Annotated in this window: 16 protein-coding genes; 10 read left to right on the plus strand and 6 right to left on the minus strand. The window is 65.7% G+C overall.

The annotated features are described in order from the left end of the window. Nucleotides 1-170: 170 nt before the first annotated feature. Complete coding sequence (locus tag K678_RS13625; RefSeq protein WP_155804558.1) at nt 171-524, minus strand: hypothetical protein; 354 nt, start codon at nt 522-524, stop codon at nt 171-173. A gap of 57 nt (nt 525-581) precedes the next feature. Here K678_RS13625 and K678_RS13630 point away from each other — a divergent pair, with 57 nt between their 5' ends. The 5 genes from K678_RS13630 to K678_RS17910 all read left to right on the plus strand — a co-directional run bounded on the left by K678_RS13630 (nt 582) and on the right by K678_RS17910 (nt 13,858). Beyond that, a complete protein-coding gene (locus tag K678_RS13630) occupies nt 582-1,967 on the plus strand; it encodes a serine hydrolase (protein WP_269210526.1) in 1,386 nt (461 codons plus the stop codon). A 105-nt stretch (nt 1,968-2,072) separates the two neighbouring features. Then, nucleotides 2,073-2,516: a class II glutamine amidotransferase domain-containing protein gene (locus K678_RS19585; RefSeq protein ID WP_231376267.1), complete on the plus strand. Its 444-nt coding sequence runs from the start codon at nt 2,073-2,075 to the stop codon at nt 2,514-2,516. Beyond that, on the plus strand, nt 2,513-3,880 hold the full coding sequence (locus K678_RS13635; protein ID WP_021133047.1) for an asparagine synthetase B family protein: 1,368 nt from the start codon (nt 2,513-2,515) through the stop codon (nt 3,878-3,880). Before K678_RS19585 ends, K678_RS13635 begins: the two co-directional genes overlap by 4 nt. Before the next feature lie 175 nt (nt 3,881-4,055). Beyond that, nucleotides 4,056-7,253 carry a type I polyketide synthase gene (locus K678_RS13640; protein ID WP_021133048.1) on the plus strand — a complete coding sequence of 1,066 codons (3,198 nt, stop codon included), beginning with the start codon at nt 4,056-4,058 and terminating at the stop codon, nt 7,251-7,253. Further along, the gene (locus tag K678_RS17910) at nt 7,250-13,858 is read left to right on the plus strand and encodes a type I polyketide synthase (protein ID WP_021133049.1); all 6,609 of its coding nucleotides are present in this window, start codon (nt 7,250-7,252) and stop codon (nt 13,856-13,858) included. Before K678_RS13640 ends, K678_RS17910 begins: the two co-directional genes overlap by 4 nt. Nucleotides 13,859-13,905: 47 nt before the next feature. Here K678_RS17910 and K678_RS20015 read toward each other — a convergent pair whose 3' ends face one another. Continuing rightward, nucleotides 13,906-14,262 (minus strand): hypothetical protein, encoded by a 357-nt coding sequence (locus tag K678_RS20015; protein WP_331270957.1) that lies wholly within the window; start codon nt 14,260-14,262, stop codon nt 13,906-13,908. Next, a complete protein-coding gene (gene purT / locus K678_RS13650) occupies nt 14,217-15,104 on the minus strand; it encodes a formate-dependent phosphoribosylglycinamide formyltransferase (RefSeq protein WP_331270958.1) in 888 nt (295 codons plus the stop codon). Before purT ends, K678_RS20015 begins: the two co-directional genes overlap by 46 nt. Before the next feature lie 166 nt (nt 15,105-15,270). On the opposite strand from purT, the gene K678_RS13655 reads away from it, so the two are divergent. Continuing rightward, a complete protein-coding gene (locus K678_RS13655; protein ID WP_021133050.1) occupies nt 15,271-16,155 on the plus strand; it encodes an alpha/beta hydrolase in 885 nt (294 codons plus the stop codon). Here the strand turns inward: K678_RS13655 and K678_RS13660 are convergent. From K678_RS13660 to K678_RS13670, 3 genes are all read right to left on the minus strand, one after another. After that, nucleotides 16,152-17,486 carry a glycosyltransferase gene (locus tag K678_RS13660; RefSeq protein WP_021133051.1) on the minus strand — a complete coding sequence of 445 codons (1,335 nt, stop codon included), beginning with the start codon at nt 17,484-17,486 and terminating at the stop codon, nt 16,152-16,154. The two genes, K678_RS13655 and K678_RS13660, sit on opposite strands and share 4 nt — an antisense overlap. Before the next feature lie 26 nt (nt 17,487-17,512). After that, entirely contained in the window at nt 17,513-17,737 is a 225-nt protein-coding gene (locus K678_RS13665; protein WP_021133052.1) for a DUF3126 family protein, read from the minus strand. A gap of 94 nt (nt 17,738-17,831) precedes the next feature. Further along, nucleotides 17,832-18,041 carry a cold-shock protein gene (locus tag K678_RS13670; RefSeq protein ID WP_002726631.1) on the minus strand — a complete coding sequence of 70 codons (210 nt, stop codon included), beginning with the start codon at nt 18,039-18,041 and terminating at the stop codon, nt 17,832-17,834. A gap of 281 nt (nt 18,042-18,322) precedes the next feature. Between K678_RS13670 and K678_RS13675 the strand changes: the two genes are divergently transcribed. From K678_RS13675 to K678_RS13690, 4 genes are all read left to right on the plus strand, one after another. Further along, nucleotides 18,323-18,973: an SOUL family heme-binding protein gene (locus K678_RS13675; RefSeq protein ID WP_021133053.1), complete on the plus strand. Its 651-nt coding sequence runs from the start codon at nt 18,323-18,325 to the stop codon at nt 18,971-18,973. A 90-nt stretch (nt 18,974-19,063) separates the two neighbouring features. Further along, a complete protein-coding gene (locus tag K678_RS13680; protein ID WP_021133054.1) occupies nt 19,064-19,372 on the plus strand; it encodes a hypothetical protein in 309 nt (102 codons plus the stop codon). Nucleotides 19,373-19,410: 38 nt separating this feature from the next. Then, nucleotides 19,411-20,016 carry a glutathione transferase GstA gene (gstA, locus tag K678_RS13685; protein ID WP_021133055.1) on the plus strand — a complete coding sequence of 202 codons (606 nt, stop codon included), beginning with the start codon at nt 19,411-19,413 and terminating at the stop codon, nt 20,014-20,016. A 15-nt stretch (nt 20,017-20,031) separates the two neighbouring features. Continuing rightward, the coding region (locus K678_RS13690) for a S1 family peptidase (RefSeq protein WP_021133056.1) at nt 20,032-20,902 on the plus strand (871 nt) is incomplete at its 3' end.

Genomic DNA, 20,902 nt, shown 5'->3' on the forward strand with positions numbered 1-20,902 from the left:
TGGACCCGGCCGTCGGCGGGGCGGTTGGAGCGTAGGGTTCCGCTTGAGGTCGGTGCGTCCCGCTCCGCCGATCGGGTCGAGGTGACCGTGCGCTATTGCGAGCGGATTCATCGTCACGACACGATCCGCGCCTTGGGAGCAATGTTTAAGTCTGTATGGTCGTCTCAATCTTAGGTATATAGTGACGAGCGCGAAACAATTTTAAAACGTAGGATGCGACTGTCTCCATAAGAGAGGTGTGCCATGCCTGGATCGTCATACCGTTCATGCGGTGTTTTTTTGGCCTCGGGTGGGGTGGCGATGCTTGTCGCCGCCGCCGCCTGGGCCCAGACGGCCCCTGTCACCCAGACTCCGCCCGCATCCGCGCCGGTGCAGGCCTGCCCGATGGTGGCCCCCGACACGCCGCCGCCTTCGACGTCTCCGTCGAACGCCTTGCCGTACCGGGCGTTTCCGCCCGCCTGGCAGGCCAAGCTTGACCAACTGGTCGCCACCAATGTCATTCCGGGCGCGGTGGTGATCGTCAAATCGCCGATCTGGGGTGTCCGGGTCGGCACCGCCGGTTATTCCAATATTCCGCAAAAATTAAGCCAAGCCCCGGCCAGCAATTCAGAATCGGCAGTGTCAGCAAGATGTTCCTGGGCCAGGCTTTCCTGCAATTGGTGCAGGAGGGCAAGGTCTCGCTGTCCGACCCGGTGCTGAAATATCTGAGCGACGAACCGACCGTCACCGCGATCCCCAATATCGCCAAGGTGACGATTGCCGATCTGTTACAGATGAATTCGGGGATTACCAACTACCTCGGCAATCCGACGATTTCCGGCGAAATCTATGCCAAGCCGAACCGGCAATTCACCCCGCAGGATCTGATGGCGGTGTTGGACCCCAAGGCGGTTCCGCCCTTGTCCGCCGATTTCGCGCCGGGGGCCACCTATCCCAATCCCTATTGGGTGACGCTGGGCCAGTCGACCCCGCCCGCTCCAGCTCCCTATCCGTTCTGGTATTACAGCAACTCGAATTACATCCTGCTGGGGATGGTGGCCGAGAAAATCACCAAGACCAGCTCGGCCGATTTCATTCGGACCTACATCACCGAAAAGATCGGGCTGAAGGATACCTTCCTCGCCGAGTCTGACCAGACGCTGCCTTATATCCACGGCTACACCCAGTACAACCCGGAATTGTCGCAAAAGGTCTATGCGACCTGGTGCGACGTCACCGCGGTCAATCCGTCTTATGCCGGGACGGCGGGGGCGGTGATCTCGACGCCGTGGGATTTGCTCCACTTCCTCGAAACGGCGCTGAAGACCGAACAATTCCTCAATGCCGGAACCAAACAGAAATGGCTGTCGTTTGCCTCGGCCGACATTCATTACGGCTGGGAGCCGATGGAATATGCCGTTGGCGCGCTGATGCAGCCGCATCGCTCCTATGGCGATGCCCGCGGCCATGGCGGGGCGATCCCCGGCTACAAGACCCTGGCCTATTACTTCTTTGATTCCGATACCTCGTTCGTGCTGGCCAGCAACACCTGGGATGGCACCGCCGAGGTCACTCTGCTCGATCAATTGATGCCGCTGGTGACCTCGGAAGTGACGACGCCCCAACCGGCGCGCAGTGCGATCGTGCCGCTGGCGCCGACTGGCAGCCTGTCGGTGTCGTGGCAGGCGGGCCGGGTCGATGCCCTCAATTACGCCGTCTATTGGGGCACCAATGCCGATCAGGTCGATAACGCGACGGCGGACAAGCATGACGGTGTCCAGCTTCAGACGGTGCCTGGAATCAATGCGGTGCTGACCGGGTTGAAGCCGGGAACGGCCTATTACTGGCGGGTCGATATCGTCGGCGCGACCGGGATCGTTCCCGGTGCGTTATGGTCGTTCAACACCACCAAGGTGGCGCAGGCGCCCAAACCGGCGGCATCGGCACCCAAACCGGCGGCGGCTCCGGCACCCGCTCCGGCACAATAGGCGTCAGAAGCAGATCAGGACGAAGGCGGAAAAACGATGTGCGGCATCGCTGGAGTGTTTTCTCCAACCAGGGCGTTTCAGGCCGATCAACCGACGCTGCACCGGATGGCGCAGCGGCTGGTTCATCGCGGCCCGGACGAATCCGGGTTCTTCATCGATGCCGGCATCGGATTTGGCTTTACCCGCTTGGCGATCATCGATCTGGCGACGGGAAACCAGCCTCACAGCAACGAAGACGAAACGATCGTTTCGATCTGCAATGGGGAAATTTATAATTTCAAGGAATTGCGGGCCGATCTCGAACAACGGGGCCATCGTTTCCGCACCCGCTGCGATGTCGAAATCATCGTCCATCTGTACGAGGAATACGGCCCCGGCTGCGTTCGCCATCTGAACGGCCAGTTCGCGATCGCCCTTTATGACCGCACCCGCCATGCCGTGCTGTTGGCGCGCGATCATGTCGGGATCGCCCCGCTGTTTCATACCCGGATCAGGGGGGGCTGGCCTTCGCCTCGGAGATCAAGGCCCTGCTGGCCCATCCGTCGGTGACGCCCGCGATCGATCCCGCCGGGCTCGATCAGATACTGACCTTTCCCGGTCTGGTCAGTCCGACGACGATGTTCGCCGGGATCGAGGCCCTGCCGCCCGGTCATTACCTTTATATCGAGGCCGGACGTCCGGCGGTGCCGACCTGCTATTGGGACCTCGATTATCCCGAACAGGGGGCAGCGGCTGAGGCCCGGCCCGAATCCTATTACAGCGAACGGGTCGAGGACCTGCTGCTGAAGGCGGTGCGCCGCCGCCTCAATGCCGATGTGCCGGTTGGCTTTTATCTCAGCGGCGGTCTGGATTCGAGCCTGATCGGGGCGATGACCAAGGCGGTGTTGCCCGATCAGCGGCTGCATTCCTTCTCGATCACCTTCCCCGAGGCCGATATCGACGAACGGCGCTTTCAGCGGGCGATGGCCGAGCATCTGAACAGCGTTCATCACGAGGCCGAGTTCACCGCCGACGAAATCGCCGACCGTCTGCGCCGCGCCGTTGTGTGCGCCGAGACCCCGTTAAAGGAATCCTATAACACCTGCTCGCTGGCGCTGTCGGCGCTGGCGCGGGACAGCGGGCACAAGGTGATCCTGACCGGGGAGGGGGCCGACGAATTGTTCGCGGGCTATGTCGGCTATCGTCTCGACGCCACCGGCGCGCGGGGCGGCGGCGGCGCCGACGATATCGAAACGATGCTGGAAGACGAACTGCGCGAGCAACTGTGGGGGCAGAGCGATTTCTTTTATGACCGCGACTATCTGCCCCTGCGCGAGCTGAAGGCCAGCCTCTATTCCGAGGCGCTGGCTGCCCGCCAGGACGTGTTCGAGGCCACCTCCCACCCGGTGATCGACAGGAGCCGGATGCGCAACCGCCATCCGCTGCACCAACGCTCCTATGCCGATTTCAAGCTGAGGCTGTCCGACCATCTGCTGGCCGATCACGGCGACCGCGTCACCTATGCCAATTCGATCGAGGCGCGCTATCCCTTTCTCGATATCGATCTGATCGAATTTGTCCGCACCATTCCGCCCGATCTGCTGGTCCGCAACGATACCGAGAAATATGTACTGCGTCAGGTCGCGGCGAAATACCTGCCCGATCCGGTGGCGCGGCGGGAAAAATTCGGCTTTGTCGCGCCGGGATCGCCGTTCCTGCTGGCCCGCAATATCGAATGGATCAACGATATTTTGGCTCCGGATCGAATAAAGCGGCAAAATTATTTCAATCCGGATGTCGTTGAACGGCTGCGTCAGCGTTACGGAGCACCCGGCGCTCACGTCAACACGACGTTCGAGACCGATTTTCTGATGATTATTCTTACCTTTGGTATCCTGCTCGATGAGTTCGATTTGCCAGATTACAGTGGATAGGGAGAGGGCGATCCGGTCCCGATTGTCGCCCGCACGGATGCGGCGGGGCCGGAAGACAGCGATGTCAACTTAAGGTAATTGCAAACCGAGGTAAATCCCGTCTAGGATTTAGACAGCTTTTCGTTGATTCGTTTCCGGTGCCTGTTTCTCTCCGTTCCGTCCGTGTCATCCAGCCATGGGGGCTTCTATTTCCGAGATCGCGCCGCACCCGACCGACGACCCGATTTGCATCGTGGGACTCGGCTGCCGTCTGCCTCCGGACTCCGATTCGGCCGAGGCGTTTTGGCGTTTCCTTCGCCAGGGCGGGTCGGCGATCCGCCCGGTGCCGCCCGAACGGTGGGACGCAAGCGGCTTTGCCGCCTCTGGACCGGTGCGGCCGGGAACCAGCGTGTCGCGCTGGGGCGGTTTTTTGGACGAGTCGTTCCCCGCCGGGTTCGATGCCGCCTTCTTCGATATCTCGCCAGCGGAGGCGCAGGGGCTTGATCCGCAGCAACGCCTGCTGCTCGAAGTCGCCTGGGGCGCGCTGGAAGATGCCGGGCTGACTCCGGACCGGGTCGCCGAGGATGGCAATGTCGGGGTTTATGTCGCGATCAGCACCTCGGATTATCAGGGGGCGCGGATCTGGCATTCCGATCCCAGCGGCATCGACGCCTTCGCCGCGACCGGAGCCGCCTTTGCCGCCGCCGCCGGGCGGCTGTCCTATACGCTGGGGTTCGAAGGTCCGTGCCTGGCGATCGACAGCGCCTGCTCCTCCTCGCTGGTGGCGCTGCATCAGGCGGCCCAGGCAGTACGGGCCGGGGAGTGCGACGCCGCCCTGGTCGCCGGGGTCAATGCGTTGCTGGCCCCCAATCTCTATGTCGGGCTGTCGCAATTGGGCGTGCTGTCGGCCGATGGGCGGTGCAAGGCGTTCGATGCCAGCGGCGACGGCTATGTCCGGGCCGAGGGGGCGGGCGCGGTGCTGCTGATGCCGCTGTCGCGGGCCAAGGCGTTGGGCTGCCGGGTGTTGGGTCTGATCCGGGGCTCGGCGGTCAATCAGGATGGCAAAAGCAACGGCCTGACCGCGCCTCGCCGCACCGCCCAGGAAAAAGTGATCCGCCGCGCCTTGAAGAGTGCCGGACTGTCGCCCGCCGATATCGGCTATATCGAGGCGCATGGCACCGGCACGCCCCTTGGCGACGTCGTCGAAATGGCGGCACTGGCGGCGACCTATGGCACGGGGCGCGATCCCGCCGACCCGCTGCGGATCGGCTCGGTCAAAACCAATATCGGCCATCTTGAAGCCGGGGCCGGGATCGCCGGTCTGATCAAGGCGCTGCTGTGCCTGCGCCATGGTGAGATTCCACCCCACCTCCATTTGTCGTCGCCCAGCCCGCATATTCCGTGGGGCCTGTATCCGTTCCGGGTGCCGACCGAGCTGACGCCGTGGCCTCAAGGCGATAAGCCGCGCCGGGCCGGGGTCAGTTCATTCGGTTTTTCCGGCACCAACGCCCATGTGATCCTGGAGGAAGCGCCGAGGGAGGCCCCCCGCGTCGGGCTTCCCGCGCCGGGGCCGCAGGTGTTGCCGCTGTCGGCCCGAAGCCCCGAGGCGTTGCGGGCACTCACCGAGCGGGTTGCCGATTATCTGGAGACCAGTGCCGATCCGCTGGCCGACATCGCCCACACCGCTGGGGCGGGCCGCAGCCATTTCGGCTTCCGCCTCGCGGCGGTGGGGTCGAGCGGGGCCGAGATTGCGCAGGCTTTGCGCCAGTCGCTGGCCGGAAGTGCCCCGCGCACGGTCGTGACCGGATCGAAAGCGGAGCGGCCCAAGATCGTCTTCCTGTTCACCGGCCAGGGCTCGCAATATGTCGGGATGGGGCGTGCGCTCTATCGCGATCAGCCTGTGTTCCGCGCCGCCCTCGATGCTTGCGACGAAATCCTGCGTCCGCGTCTGGGCGAGTCCCTGATCGAGCTGATCTATGGGGCGGAGGCCGATAACGAGCGGCTGCAACAGACCGGGTTCGCCCAGCCCGCGATCTTTGCGATCGAATATGCTTTGTCCGAGCTGTGGCGCAGTTGGGGGGTAAGTCCCGACATCGTCGCCGGGCACAGCATCGGCGAGTTCGTCGCCGCCCATGTCGCTGGCGCGATCGGGCTGGAAGACGCTTTGACCCTGGTGGCGGAGCGGGGACGGCTGATGCAGGCGTTGCCGAGTGGCGGCGCGATGGCCTCGATTGCCGCGCCCGAAGCCGAGGTCGCGGCGGCGGTGGCGCGGGTGGCAGGTCGCGGGGTGCCGCTCTCGGTCGCGGCGATCAACACCCCCGAAGACATCGTGATCGCCGGACCGGCTGAAGCGGTGGCGGAAGTCCGCCGGGGGTTCGAGGCCCAGGGGCGGCGGACCCAGGAATTGCGGGTATCACATGCTTTCCATTCGCCGCTGATGCGGCCGATGGTCGAGACGTTTGCCGGGGTCGCGGGGCAGGTCGCCTATCGCCCGGCGCTGCTGCCGATGGTTTCGACCGTCAGCGGAGCCAAGGCGGGGCCGGGTGATCTGGCCAGCGCTGCCTATTGGTCGGGGCAGGTCGAAGCGCCGGTGCGCTTTGCCGCCGCCGCCCGCACCCTGGCCGAAGACGGGGTTGCCGTGTTCCTCGAAATCGGTGCGGCCCCGATCCTGACCGCGCTGGCGCGTTCCAGTGTCGAGGCCGAGGGGCGGGTATTTCTGCCCTCGCTGACCCGTCCCGTCGCCGGGGCGGTTCCCGATGCCGAGGCCGATCACCGCGCTTTGGCGCTGGCCTTGGCCGCACTCTACGCCCAGGGGGCCGAAATCGATTGGGCCGGGCGCGATGCCCCCTTCGATCCGCGCCGGGTCGCCTTCCCCGGCTATCCGTTCCAGCGCAAAAGCTATTACGTCTCGCCGGTGCGGGGAGGGGGGAGGAACCATCCGACACCATCGCCTTCCCCGGTTGCGGCGGTGTCACTTTCCTCGGTTCCGCCCGCTCCGGTCGCGGTGGGACGCAGCCGCGACGGGCTGATCCGCACCATCGACGAGATCGCCCGTCGGGTATTGAGCGATCAGCCGCTGGCCCCGCTCGATCCCGACCGCGCCCTGGGCGAGCAGGGCTTTACTTCGTTGATGGCGCTGGAACTGCGCCGCCAGCTTGATCTGGCGTTCCAGGCGCGGTTGCCCACCACCTTTTTCTTCAATTACCCCTCGATCTGCCGCATGGCGGATTACTTCCTGGCGGACCCAATCGTGTCCGCGCCTGCCCCCGTCGGCTCCACGCCGCCTGCCGCTCCCCCCGACGCTTCTTCCGAATCCGCTGGGTTTGATTTCCTGGACGATCTGACCCCCGACGAATTGGAACAGCTCATCGAACGCGAGGTGAACTTGCTATGAACGACGTGACGAGCCCCGCTTCCCTCACCCCCGACGGTTCGGCCGACGTCCTGAAAAAGACGTTCATCGCGCTGAAAAAGACCCAGACCCGGCTGCACGAGATCGAGGCCGCCCGTAGCGAGCCGATCGCGGTGGTCGGTATCGCCTGCCGTCTGCCCGGCGGTGCCAACGATCCCGAGGCGCTGTGGCAGATGCTGCGCCGGGGTGACAATACCAGCGTGCCGATCCCGCCCGAGCGGTGGGAGTCCGAGCATTTCTACCACCCCTCGCCCGATGCACCCGGCACCACCCATGCGGTGCGGGCCAATTTCATCGATCGGCCGATCGACCAGTTCGACGCGCCGTTCTTCGGCATTTCGTCGAAGGAGGCGATCAGCCTCGATCCGCAGCAGCGTCTGTTGCTCGAAGTCGCCTGGGAAGCGATTGAAGATGCCGGGCTGAACCCGATTGCGCTCCGGGGCAGCCGCACCGGCGTCTATGTCGGGATTTCCAGCGACGATTACACCCAGGCCCACCGCCATTCCGGGCGGCTGGATCTGATCGACGGCTATGCCCTGACCGGCACCTGCTTTGCCCCGGCGGCGGGGCGGATTTCCTACACGCTGGGGTTCGAAGGCCCCAGCATGGCGGTCGATACCGCTTGCTCGTCCTCGCTGGTGGCGGTGCATCTGGCCTGCCAGGGGTTGCGCAACGGCGAAAGCGACATGGCGCTGGCCGCCGGGATCAATCTGATCCTGTCGCCGATTTTCCATATCGCCTCGTCGAAGCTGGGGACGATCTCGCCGGATGGTCTGTGCAAGACCTTCGATTCCTCGGCTGACGGCTATGGGCGCGGCGAAGGCTGCGGGGTGATCGTGCTGAAGCGGCTGTCCGACGCGATCGCCGCCAAGGACCGCATTCTCGGCCTGATCCGGGGCTCGGCGGTCAATCAGGACGGCAAAAGCAACGGCCTGACCGCACCGAACGGGCTGGCCCAGGAAAAGGTGATTACGCGGGCCTTACAGGTAGCCGGTCTGTCGCCTGCCGATATCGGCTATATCGAGGCGCACGGCACCGGAACCCCGCTCGGCGATCCAATCGAGGTCGAGGCGATTGGCCGGATCATGCAGCCGGTGCGTGGGGCCGACGATCCGGTTTTGATCAGCACGATCAAAACCAATATCGGCCATCTTGAAGCCGGGGCCGGGATCGCCGGTCTGATCAAGGCGCTGCTGTGCCTGCGCCATGGTGAGATTCCGCCCCATCTCCATTTGTCGTCGCCCAGCCCGCACATTCCGTGGGGCCAGTATCCGTTCCGGGTGCCGACCGAGCTGACGCCGTGGCCCGCAGGCGATAAGCCGCGCCGGGCCGGGGTCAGTTCGTTCGGCTTTTCCGGCACCAACGCCCATGTGATCCTGGAGGAAGCCCCGAGGGAGGTTTCCCCCGTCGGGCTGCCCGCGCCGGGACCGCAGGTTCTGCCGCTGTCGGCCCGGTCGGCCGAGGCGTTGCGGGCGCTCTCCGAGCGGGTTGCCGATTATCTGGACAGCAGTACCGATCCGCTGGCCGACATCGCCCACACCGCTGGGGCGGGGCGCAGCCATTTCGGCTTCCGCCTCGCGGCGGTGGGGTCGAGCGGGGCCGAGATCGCGCATTCTTTGCGCCAGTCGCTGGCCGGAAGTGCACCGCGCTCGGTGGTGAGCGGGTCGAAGAGCGACCGGCCCAAGATCGCGTTCCTGTTCACCGGCCAGGGCTCGCAATATATCGGGATGGGCCGGGCACTCTATCGCGATCAGCCCGTGTTCCGCGCCGCCCTTGATGCTTGCGACCAGATTTTGCGGCCGCGTCTGGGCGAGTCCCTCCTCGACCTGATGTATGGGCCAAAGGCCGATAACGAGCGTCTGCAACAGACCGGGTTCGCCCAGCCCGCGATCTTCGCGATCGAATATGCTTTGTCCGAGCTGTGGCGCAGTTGGGGGGTAAGTCCCGACATCGTCGCCGGGCACAGCATCGGCGAGTTCGTCGCCGCCCATGTCGCAGGCGTGATCGGGCTGGAAGACGCTTTGACCCTGGTGGCGGAGCGGGGACGGCTGATGCAGGCGTTGCCGAGTGGCGGGGCGATGGCCTCGATTGCCGCGCCGGAAGCCGAGGTCGCGGCGGCGGTGGCGCGGGTGGCGGCGGGCGGGGTGCCGTTCTCGGTCGCGGCGATCAACACCCCCGAAGACATCGTGATCGCCGGTCCGGCCGAAGCGGTGGCGGAGGTACGGCGCAGCTTTGAGGCGCAGGGGCGGCGGACCCAGGAATTGCGGGTGTCGCACGCTTTCCACTCGCCGCTGATGCGGCCGATGGTCGAGACGTTTGCCGGGGTCGCGGGGCAGGTCGCCTATCGCCCGGCGCTGCTGCCGATGGTCTCGACCGTCAGTGGGGCCAAGGCCGGGCCGGGCGATCTGGCCAGTGCTGCCTATTGGTCGGGGCAGGTCGAAGCGCCGGTGCGCTTTGCCGCCGCCGCCCGCACCCTGGCCGAAGACGGGGTTGCCGTGTTCCTTGAAATCGGTGCGGCCCCGATTCTGACCGCGCTGGCGCGTTCCAGCGTCGAGGCCGAGGGGCGGGTATTTCTCCCCTCGCTGACCCGTCCCGCCGCCGGGGCGGTTCCCGATGCCGAGGCCGATCACCGCGCTTTGGCGCTGGCCGTCGCCGCACTCTATGCCCAAGGTGCCGAAATCGATTGGGCCGGGCGCGATGCCCCCTTCGATCCGCGCCGGGTCGCCTTCCCCGGTTATCCGTTCCAGCGCAAAAGCTATTACTTGGCCCCGCTGCCGGATTCCGGGGGCACGGCCACGGTCGGGCGCAATCATGGTTGGCTGGGGCAGAAGATCGTGTCGCCGCTGTTTGCCCGCGGTACCGTGCTGTTCCAGGCCCATTTCACCGCCGAGCAGCCCTCTTTCCTGCGCGAACACAAGATTTTCGGCCGGATCATCTCGCCCGCCGCCGCCCATCTGTCGATGGCGTTCGGGGCGGTGCGCGATCTGACCGGAGCCGGGGCGCGGCAATTGGACGACGTGTCCTTTACCGCGCCGCTGGTCGTCGATGACGACGAACCCCGCACCGTCCAGGTGATTGTCGAAGGTGAGCCGGGGGCGGGGCGCGGCTTCCGGCTGGTCAGCCGGCCCGCCGACGATGACGAGGCGGCGTGGCAGACCCATTCGGCCGGAACTATCGTGGTCGAACTGCCTGAGGCGCGGGCGGCGGCGCGGCCCGATTTCGCGGCCCTGGCGGCGCAAAGCCCCGGACGGATGGAGCATGATGCCTTCTATGCCCTGATCGAAAGCGTCGGCTACAGCACCGGGCCGAACTTCCGTTGCCTGCGCGAGATCGGCCAGGGCCCCGACGAATCCTGGTGCCGTCTTGAGGCCACCGGCCGGATCGACGACGGCGCGATCCATCCCGGTCTGATCGATTCGATCCTCCAGACCGTGCTGCCCGCCTGCGATACCTCGGCCGCCGAAATGTTGAGCGGAAACAACGTGCTGATCCCGCTGCATATGGGCAGCGTCCGCTTGCTGGGGTCGCTGGCCGGGCCGCTTTATTGCCACACCCGGATTGCGGTGTCGCCCGGACTGGTTAAGGCGACGGTGACCACCTATGCCGCCGATGGGTCGGTGGTGCTGGAAATCGACGATTTCCTGTTGAAGCAGACCGACCGCGACACGCTGTATCAGCAGATGCGCCGCGACGATCGCGGGCTGGTCCATGCCCTGTCCTGGAACGAGATCGCGGCGGGCGTTCCCGCTTCGGCTCTGCCGGCGACGACGGGCTGGGTCGTGGTGCGGGCGGCGCGGGGGGACTGGGGCGATGGTTTGATCGCCCGGTTGCAGGGCCAGGGCATCGTCCCGCTTGAGCTTACTCCCGATGCCTTGGGCGATGGTGCGGCGACGCTGTCGGCGTGGGCCGACCGGGGCGGCTTTACCGCACTCCAGATCGTATTTGACGCCAGCGGAGCCGAAGGCGCGGGCGACGACTCGACCGCCGATACTCTTGAATCCGATCATCGCACCTGGGTGGGAGGGCTGCTCGACCTTGTTCATGGGCTGGGCCGCGCCGCGCTGCCCCAAACGATCCGGCTGTGGATCGTCACCAATCAGGCCCAGACGGTGGTGCGCGAAGATCGCTCGATCCGGCCCGCCAGTCTGGTCGGCGGTGCGCTGTGGGCATTCGGCCGCACTCTCTCGCACGAATTGCCTGAAATCTGGGGCGGTCTGATCGATGTCGAGGCCAAGCAGAGCAACGAGGGGCTGGCCGCGCTGATCGCGATCCTCGACGGTAGCGGTCCCGAGGCGGTCGCGGGCGAGGATCATCTGGCGCTGCGCCGGGGCGGTCGCATCTTTGCCGCCCGTCTGGTCGCCCAGCCGGGAGCCAAGGCAGGGCAGGGCAGCGGGCCGGTGGCCAGCGCGACCGAAGCCTATTACCTCGATGTCGGGCCGCGTCATACCTTGGACGACCTCACCTTCAAGACGAGGCCGCGCCGCGCCCCCGGTGCGGGCGAGGTCGAGGTAGCGATTGTCGCTGCCGGGCTGAACTTCCGCGATGTGCTGAACGCTCTCGGGCAATATCCCGGCGAGGCGGGTCTGCTCGGCTTCGAGGCGACGGGTCGGGTGGTGCGGCGAGGCGCTGGAATCACCGACCTGGAGGAGGGTGATGCGGTGGTCGTGCTGGCCTCGCCAGGGTGCATCGGCAGCCACATTACGGTCAGCCGCGCCCAGGTGGTGGCCAAGCCGAAGCGGCTCAGTTTCGCCGAGGCGACGACGCTGCCCGCAACCTTCCTGACCGCCCATTACGCTTTGTCGGTGCTGGCGAAGATCAAGCCGGGCGACCGCATCCTGATCCATGCCGCGGCAGGCGGCGTCGGCATGGCGGCGGTGCAACTGGCATTGCGGGCCGGGGCCGAAGTGTTTGCGACCGTCGGCTCACAGGACAAACGCGACGTGCTGACCGCCCTTGGCGTCACCCATCTGTACAATTCCCGCAACACCGACTTCGCCGCCGAGATCAAGGCGGAGACCGGCGGGGCGGGGGTCGATATCGTGCTGAATTCGTTGAACGGCGATTTCATCCCGGCCAGCTTCTCGGTGCTGGCCAAGGGGGGCCGCTTCCTTGAAATGGGCAAGATCGGGATTTGGGATGACGCCCGCGTCGCGGCGCTCGACCCCACGATCTTCTATCGCCCGTTCGATCTTGCCGCCGTCTCGCGCGATGATCCGGCGACGATCGCGGCGATGGTCGCCGAACTGTTCCCGCTGTTCGACAGTGGCGAATTGCGCCCGCTGCCGGTGACGATTTTCCCGCTCCATCAGGCCGAGGACGGGTTCCGCTACATGGCGCAGGCCCGTCATATCGGCAAGATCGTGCTGTCGCGCGATGGCGAGGACCGCCAGAGCCTGATCCGCGAGCGTGGCCCGGTGTCAGCCGAGGCGACCTATTGGGTCACTGGCGGGCTGGGGGCGCTGGGGCTGAAGGTGGCGCGCTGGCTGGTCGACGAGGGGGCGCGTCATCTGGTTCTGACCGGGCGCAACGCCCCCAATCCGACCGCCCAGGCCGCGATTGACCAATTGCGCGAGGCCGGTGTCGCGGTCGAGATCATCGCCGCCGACGTCGCCCAGGCCGACGATGTCGGACGGGTGATGGACCAGATCGACGCGACGATGCCGCCGCTGAAAGGGATCGTCCATGCCGCCGGTCTGCTTGCCGACGGGATGATACCCGATCTGACCTGGCCGCGCTTTGCCACGGTGATGGCGCCCAAGCTGCGCGGCGCCTGGAACCTTCATGTCGCCACCCGCGACCGGACGCTTGATCTCTTCGTCCTGTTCTCCTCGGTCGCGGCTTTGATCGGTAATCTGGGCCAGGGCAATTACGCCGCTGCCAACGGCTTCATGGATGGGCTGGCCGCCTATCGCCGCCTGCTGTCGCTGCCCGCGACCAGCATCAATTGGGGGCCGTGGGCCGAAGCCGGGATGGCCGCCGCTCTGTCGGGCGACCGGTTCGGGGCGATGGGAATACGCGGGCTGAACCCCGATCAGGCGCTGCGGGTGTTAAAGCATGTCCTCAAAGAGGATATGACCCAGCCCGCGATTGTCGATGCCGATTGGCGGGCCTTTGCCGCCAGTCAGGGGATCGACACCAAACGCGGCCTGTATGCGGCGTTGGTTTCGGCGACGGGAGCGGGGGAGCAGGTCGAAACCGCCGCTGCGGCCGGGCGCGCGATCGTCGAGGAATTGCGCGCGGTCCTGGCGGTCGAACGGCCCGGTCTGCTGCGCTCTTATCTTCAGGAACTGGCCCGTCACACCTTGGGCTATGGCGAGGGCGAGGCAATCGCGCTCGATCAGCCGCTGGTGGCCCAGGGCTTCGACTCGCTGATGTCGGTCGATATGCGTAACCGGCTGAACCGCAGTCTGGGCAAGACGTTGCCTGCCTCGCTGCTGTTCGACTATCCCACCCTGGACAAGATCGCGACGTTCCTGCTCTCCGACGTGATCGTGCTGGAGGAGGAGACGAGCGCGGCAACGCCAGCCGCACCGGCCCAATCGGCCGAGGCGTTGCTGCGTGAATTGGAGGATCTGATCGCCCGGTAGAAACGGGGAGGGGGCGGCCCGGCTTTCCAGGCGGCCCCCTTCGACGTCTAGCCTCGGACCGGCTGGACGCGGCTGGCGGCCAGCTTGGCCCGTTCGATCGCCTCTTCGACGCTGTCGGCCGAGGCGACGGCAACGCCCATCCGCCGCTTTTGGTAGCTTTCCGGCTTACCGAACAGGCGCAGGTCGCTGCCCGGCACCTGCAACGCCTCTGCCACCCCTTCAAAGGCGATGCCGGTCGCATTCATCCCGCCATAGATCACCGCCGACGCGCCGGGTGAGCGCAGGGCGACATCGACCGGCAGGCCGAGGATGGCGCGGGCGTGAAGATCGAACTCGGACAGGCGCTGGGTACACAGCGTTACCAGCCCTGTATCGTGGGGCGGGGGCTGACTTCGGAGAACCACACCTGATCGCCCTTGACGAACAGTTCGACGCCAAAGATGCCCCGGCCGCCCAGATCGCCGGTGATCCGCCCGGCAATGTCGCGGGCGGCGGCCAGCGCCGCCGGGCTCATCGCCTGGGGCTGCCACGACAGCACGTAATCGCCATCGACCTGATGATGACCGATCGGGTCGCAGAAATAGGTTTCGACCTGACCCGAGGCCCCGACCGCCCGCACGGTGAGCTGGGTGATCTCGTAATCGAAATCGATGAAGCCTTCGACGATGACGCGGGTGCGCGCCACCCGCCCGGCCTGAAGGGCGTGAATCCACGCCACCTCGATATCCGAGGGGGATCTCAGCACGCTCTGGCCCTTGCCCGACGATGACATCACCGGCTTGACCACGCAGGGGAAGCCGATGCCGCCCTCGATCGCCGCCCGCAATTCGTCCAGCGATTCGGCGAAGGCGTAGGGCGAGGTGGGCAGGCCCAGCGTTTCGGCGGCAAGACGGCGAATCCCCTCGCGATCCATCGTCAACCGGGTGGCGCGAGCGGTCGGAATGATTTCGGCCAGCTTTTCCCGCTCGATCTCCAGCAGCAGGTCGGTGGCGATCGCCTCGATCTCGGGCACCACCATGTGCGGCTTTTCCGCTTCGATCACCCGGCGCAGTGCGGCGGCGTCGGTCATGGTGACGACGTGGGAGCGGTGGGCCACCTGCATCCCCGGCGCGTTGTCATAGCGGTCGACCGCGATCACCTCGACGCCCAGGCGCTGGAGGGCGATGACCAGTTCCTTGCCTAATTCTCCGGCCCCCAGCAACATCACCCGCGTGGCGGACATGCTTAACGGCGTTCCGATGCTCATGTCGTCAGATCTCCAGAAAAGGGGCCGGTCCGGTCCGGTCGGTAGGATAAGCCCTCCTGCCCGGCCGGTCGATGGCCGGTTGGGACAGGACTTCGGTATGATAGAGTGTTTCGAACTCTACCAAGCCCAAAGTGTTGAGAGCAACCGAGGATTCGACAGGCCGCCAATGACACTTCAGACCCGCATTCCCGACACTGCCGACACCTCCGCGGCCAATATCGGCTATCGCTATCATCGCGGAGCCTCCGATCCATCCGGCCCGGCGGTGCTGCTGATTCACGGTCTGGCCGGGACTCCCAACGAAATGCGTTCGGTCGCCCGCTGCCTGTCCGCCTCGGGCTTTACCGTCTATGCGGTGCGGCTGGCCGGGCATTGCGGCAGCGAAGCCGATCTGGTCAAGACCGGCTGGCGCGACTGGTACGCCAGTGTCGAGGCGGTTCATGCCGAAGCGGTGCGCCAACACCGGACCGTTTTCGTCGCCGGGCTGTGCCTGGGCGCGCTGCTGGCGCTGCATCTGGCGGCGAAGCACAAGGAGACGGTGGCCGGGCTTGCTTTGTATTCCCTGCCGCTGTGGTATGACGGCTGGTCGATGCCCCGCTTCGCGTTTCTGCTGCCGTGGTTTCTCAAGACCGAGCGCGGGCTGTCCTTTCGCTTTGTCGGCAGCGATCCCTACAGCATCAAGGACGAGCGTCTGCGCCGCCCCGTCGCCGCCGCCAAACAAAAGGGCGATACCGCGACCGCCGGGGCCATCGGCATCACCGGGCGGTCGTTGCGCGAGATGGGGGAGTTCGTCGAGATGCTAAAGCCGGAGCTGCCTTCGATCACGGCTCCCACTCTGATCGTTCATGCAATCGAGGACGATCTGTGCGGGCTGCGTAATCCCCGCTATGTCGCCCGTCATCTTGGCGGCCCGGTTCGCACCGAGCTGCTGGAGGATTGCTATCACCTGATTACGGTCGATCGCCAGCGCGGCCGGGTTGCGGCCGAGACCGGCGCGTTCTTTGGCAATTTGGCCGGGATCGCGCCGGGAGACGGCGAAGGTGGAGCCTAACTGGCGGCCCGCAATCGGGGGGATTGGAGGTCGGGCTGCTGCCCCGTTGCGGCCAGGGCGATCAGGGCGTCACAGGCGGTTTGGGTGCCGGTTTCCGCAGCGATCTTGCGCCCGATCTCGCTGGCGCGGCGCTGGTACGAGGACTGATCGAGCAGCCTGCCCAACTGGTCGGCGGCACGGCTGGGGGTATAGCGCCCGATCGGCAGCGAGCGGGCGATTCCCAACCGGGTGACCCGGGCGGCATTGTCGGGCTGGTCATAGCCGAACGGGACCACCAGCATCGGTCGGCCCGCCCGCATCGCCTGCCCGGTGGTGCCGACGCCGCCCTGATGGATGATGGCGGCGGCGCGGGGGAACAGGGCGGAGAAGGGAGCATAGGCGACGGCGATCGCGGAATCCGACAGCGGGCCGAGCGGCACCGGCGATTGCGACCCAACCAGCAGCACCGCCCGACGGCGCAGCCGCTGCGCCGCTTTCAGGCTGTCTTCGAAAAAGCTGCCGGGGCGGCGCACCATCGTCGTTCCCAGGGTGAAGACCAGCGGCGGCGGTCCATCCTCCAGGAACGCGGCGAGATCGGGCGGCAATCCCGCCTGATCGTCGTCGTGAAAAGCGAACCCGGTCGCCATGCTGTTGCGCGGCCAGTCGGGCTGGGGCGCGCCCAACAGCGGCGAGAACAGGCCGAGCGCCAGATCAGGGGCGTGCTGCCCGGCGAACAAGGGATCGTCGGCGGCGGGGGGCAGACCCAGCTCGGCGCGGAAGGCATGCCACGGCGCGCTCCAATCGTGGGCGCGCAGCATCACGTGGTGGTAAATCTGGCGGAACAGCGGCGGTCCCAGCGGACGCAGCAGGTTGAGGAACGGAATCTCGGCCATCACCGACGGGTCGTGAACCGACAGGGCGGAGAAAGGGGCGAGGAAGGTCGAGGCCCAGCGCCGCCCCTGCGTTTCCGACACCAGGCGCGCGGCATAGGCCAGCGGGTGGGAAACCAGCAGGTCGGCCCCTTCGGCGGCGACGGACAGATCGGCGAAGGAGTCCCGCAGGTTGGGCATCATCACGTCGCGGATCAGGGTTTCCGCGCCGGTGCGGGGATGCAACACTTGATCGACCAGCCCTGGCACGGCCCGGACGCGATTAAAATCGGGGGCCAGCGGGTAGAAATCGATGCCAAGCGCCTGGATTTTGTCGCGATAGACTTCGCTGGCGGCGATCGCGGCGCGGTGGCCACGCCGGTTCAGCTCGAGCGCGAGGGCGATGTAGGGGTGAAGGTCGCCATACGAACCGATCGTGGCGAAAACGATCCGCAGACTTTTCCCGCTTCCCGCTCCCGCCATAGAATCGAAGTCCCTTCGTGCCGCTCTCAATTCTTGGTGAGAGTCGGCAAATCCTCTTCAAGGATAGAGATGTTCAGCGAGTACGAAACTTCGCCTTCATCTTCGTCACGGTGCAGAACACCGATGAATTCATCGCCAATGCTGACCTCGATCGGGGCATTGGTCTTCTTAGGCGGATCGATCCGAATGCGGTCGTTGCCGAAGGTCGCACGCAGATATGCCTCAACGCGGGCGATTTCGCTCGGTTTCATGGTTGCAAGCTCATGAAAAGTGGACGGTAGGATCGTTTAGTCAGGCCGAGCAACGACTGGCCGTCACGAGGACGGCCAGTCGACATCTCAGGCCTTAGAGGGCCTTCAGATTGACCGCAGAGGTCTTGCCCTTGCGGGGATCGCGCTCTTCTTCGAACGAGACCTTCTGGCCATCATTGAGGCCATTGAGGCCGGCGCGCTCGACCGCAGAGATGTGCACGAACACATCCGGGCCGCCGTTGTCCGGAGCGATAAAGCCAAAACCCTTGGTGCTGTTGAACCACTTGACGGTGCCGTTCGGCATATTGAGGTCTCCAAGAATGAGATTCACGCGACGCGACTTCGCGAAGCGGATCAAGTGCCGAGCGACTCTGGTCGTTTCTCAGGGCAGAATTGATAAAGGCAGTGTTGATCGTTCGGCGACCAATAGCAAGGTCCAACTGGGTCGAAAGCCAATTTCGCAACGTTATTCCGTATTGCGGGTAGTTTCCGACCCCCCCGGAAAACAGCGGAAAACTCCTTGTTTGTCGCCATATTCTTCCCATCTATCAACAGCTTGAACCCTTGATCGGAAGGATGGGGACGATGAAGCTGTCAGATGTTGGAAATGGGCTGGCGGTGGCCGGGTCGGTCGTCCTTTTGTCCGCGTGTTCGGTGGTGGGGATCCGCTCCGGCACCGAACAGCCGACCTATGAGGTGGTTGCGACGCTGGCCGACGATCTGGAAATCCGCCGCTATGGACCGCGCATCGCCGCCGAGACCGACCTGGATGGCGACGGGACCGAGGCGCGCAATCAGGCCTTTCGGACTCTGGCCGGGTATATTTTCGGCGGCAACCGCGCCCAGAGCAAGGTGGCGATGACCGCCCCGGTCGAAACCGAACGCTCTCAATCAATCGCGATGACCACGCCGGTCGAACGGGGCGAGGCCGAGGGGCGCCGGACGATGCGCTTCTTCATGCCCGCGACCTACACGATGGAGACGTTGCCGGTGCCCGATGACGACCGGGTCCGGCTGGTCGAAGTCCCCGGTCAGACCCTGGCGGTGCTGCGCTTCACCGGCACCCGCGACGGCGAGGCGATCGCCCGGCGTCAGGCCGAATTGCTGGCCCGCCTGGGCGGAACCGGGTGGCAGCCGCAGGGCGCGCCGTCGTCTTTCCTGTACGATCCGCCCTGGACCTTGCCGTTCCTGCGCCGCAACGAAGCGGTGGTCGCGGTCGTCCGCACCGAGGGGTAGGCCCTGGTTGTCGCCTCTGGGGAGATGGCTTACTCTGTCACCGACGGCGGTCACGCCGGTTGAGCGCGGCCCTGGCGGGATGGTTTGTTGATGATTAGCGTGGTGATCTCCCTTCTGGCGGCAATCGTGTTTTTCCGCTCGGCCCGGTCCCGCCGTCTGAAGGCGTTCAAATGGGCCTTGATCGGCGCGGTCTGCGTCCTGGGGCCGGGTCTGGTGCTGGGGATGGGGTGGAAGCTGCTGATTCTGCCCGCTTTGCCCGAATCCGGGTTCGTGATCGAGCATTTCGCGCTGACCAACCTGCTCTATTCAAGTCTGACCCTGGTGGTCGAACTCGTCATCGTGTTCCGGGTCCACGCCCGCTATCTCGGCGCAACGCCCGACACCGGGGCGGCGGCCTGAGTCCGCGCGTCCCGCATCAGACAGAAGGGAAGGGTGCCATGAAGCTGTATTACAAAGCCGGAGCCTGTTCGCTGGCGTCCCACATCGCCCTGATCGAGGCCGGATTCGATTTCACGATCGAAGCGGTCGATCTCGCCACCAAGAAAACCGAGACCGGGGCCGATTTCCTGGCGATCAATCCCAAGGGCTATATTCCGGCGCTGGTGCTCGACGACGGTCAGGTGCTGACCGAAGGGGTCGCGATCCTGCTCTACCTCGCCTCGCAGGCGCCCGATCAATCGCTGGCTCCGGCGGAGGGCACGCCCGATTATCTGCGGCTGGTCGAATGGCTGGTGTTTGTCGCTACCGAACTGCACAAATCGGTGGCCGGGATGTTCAACCCGGCGATCCCGGACGAGGTCAAGGAGCTGTCCAAGGTCACGCTGCGCCGTCGCTTTGACTTTGCCGAGCAGGCGCTGGCGAAGAGCCCCTATCTGGTGGGGCAGGTCCCGAGCGTGGCCGATTTCTATCTGTTCACCGTCGTCTCCTGGCTGCCTCGGGTTGGGATCGATCCGTCGGCATGGCCGTCGCTGGTGGCGCATTCCGCCCGGGTCGCCGCGCTGCCGTCAGTGCAAGAGGCCCTGAAGGCCGAAAAGCTGGTCTAGGATCGGGTCGTCGGGATGGTTTCGCGTCGTTTGGCGGTCTTGGGTCTTGGGTCGGTGGCGTTGGCGTCTTTGTCTCGGCGCTCCCTTTGGGACAATCCGGAGGGTGACGACGTGCTGGCCGCCGATCCCGGGATGGAGGGGCGGACGCGGGGCTTTGCCCAACTCTGCGACAGCGATCCCTGGGTTGCCGCGTCGGGGCGGACCTGCGGTCGGGTCATCACCTATGGAGCCGGGGTGGAGGGCAGGGGGTCGTGCGTTCTGCTCGACCGCTTCGGCACCGTGGCGCTGACGACGCATCAGGTCGAGGACTGGCTGTCCGGCGACGGGGCGCGGACGGTCGAGTCGATGCTGCGCTTTTCCCCTCGCCCCGGCGAGATCGTCGAAACGCCCGGTCTGGCCGGGGTTCGGATGCACGAAGGACTCGATCTGGCCTTCGCCACGATCGATCCCGCTTTCGTTGCCCGCGCCGGGCTGCGGCCGGTGGTGTGGGGGACGGTGCCCAACACTGTCGCCGAACTGGACATCATCGCGGTCGGCTGGGCGCATGGGCACGACCAGCTCCACGCGGCGCGCGGGGTGTGCCGCCGTTTCCACGATATCGACCAGGAGGAGTATACCTCGCTCGGCAAATCCGGGTCTTCGGGCCGCTTCTTCTGCAAGGTCGAAGCCCGGCTGGACGCCCATCCCGGCATGTCGGGCGGCGCGGTGTTCTCGGGCGGGGCCCTGGTCGGGATCGACAATGCCAACGGTCCCGCCGACGATATCCCCAATCTGCGCTTCACCCCGTCCTGGGCGGTCTGGGACGGCTACCGCAAACTTTATCCCGAGCGCGCCGCCGAAGCGGAGTTTGCCCCCGGCCCCCGACTCGACCTCCAGCCGATCCCGA

This window comes from Magnetospirillum fulvum MGU-K5, assembly GCF_000442515.1.
In the GTDB taxonomy this organism is placed as follows: Bacteria; Pseudomonadota; Alphaproteobacteria; order Rhodospirillales; family Magnetospirillaceae; genus Phaeospirillum; species Phaeospirillum fulvum_B.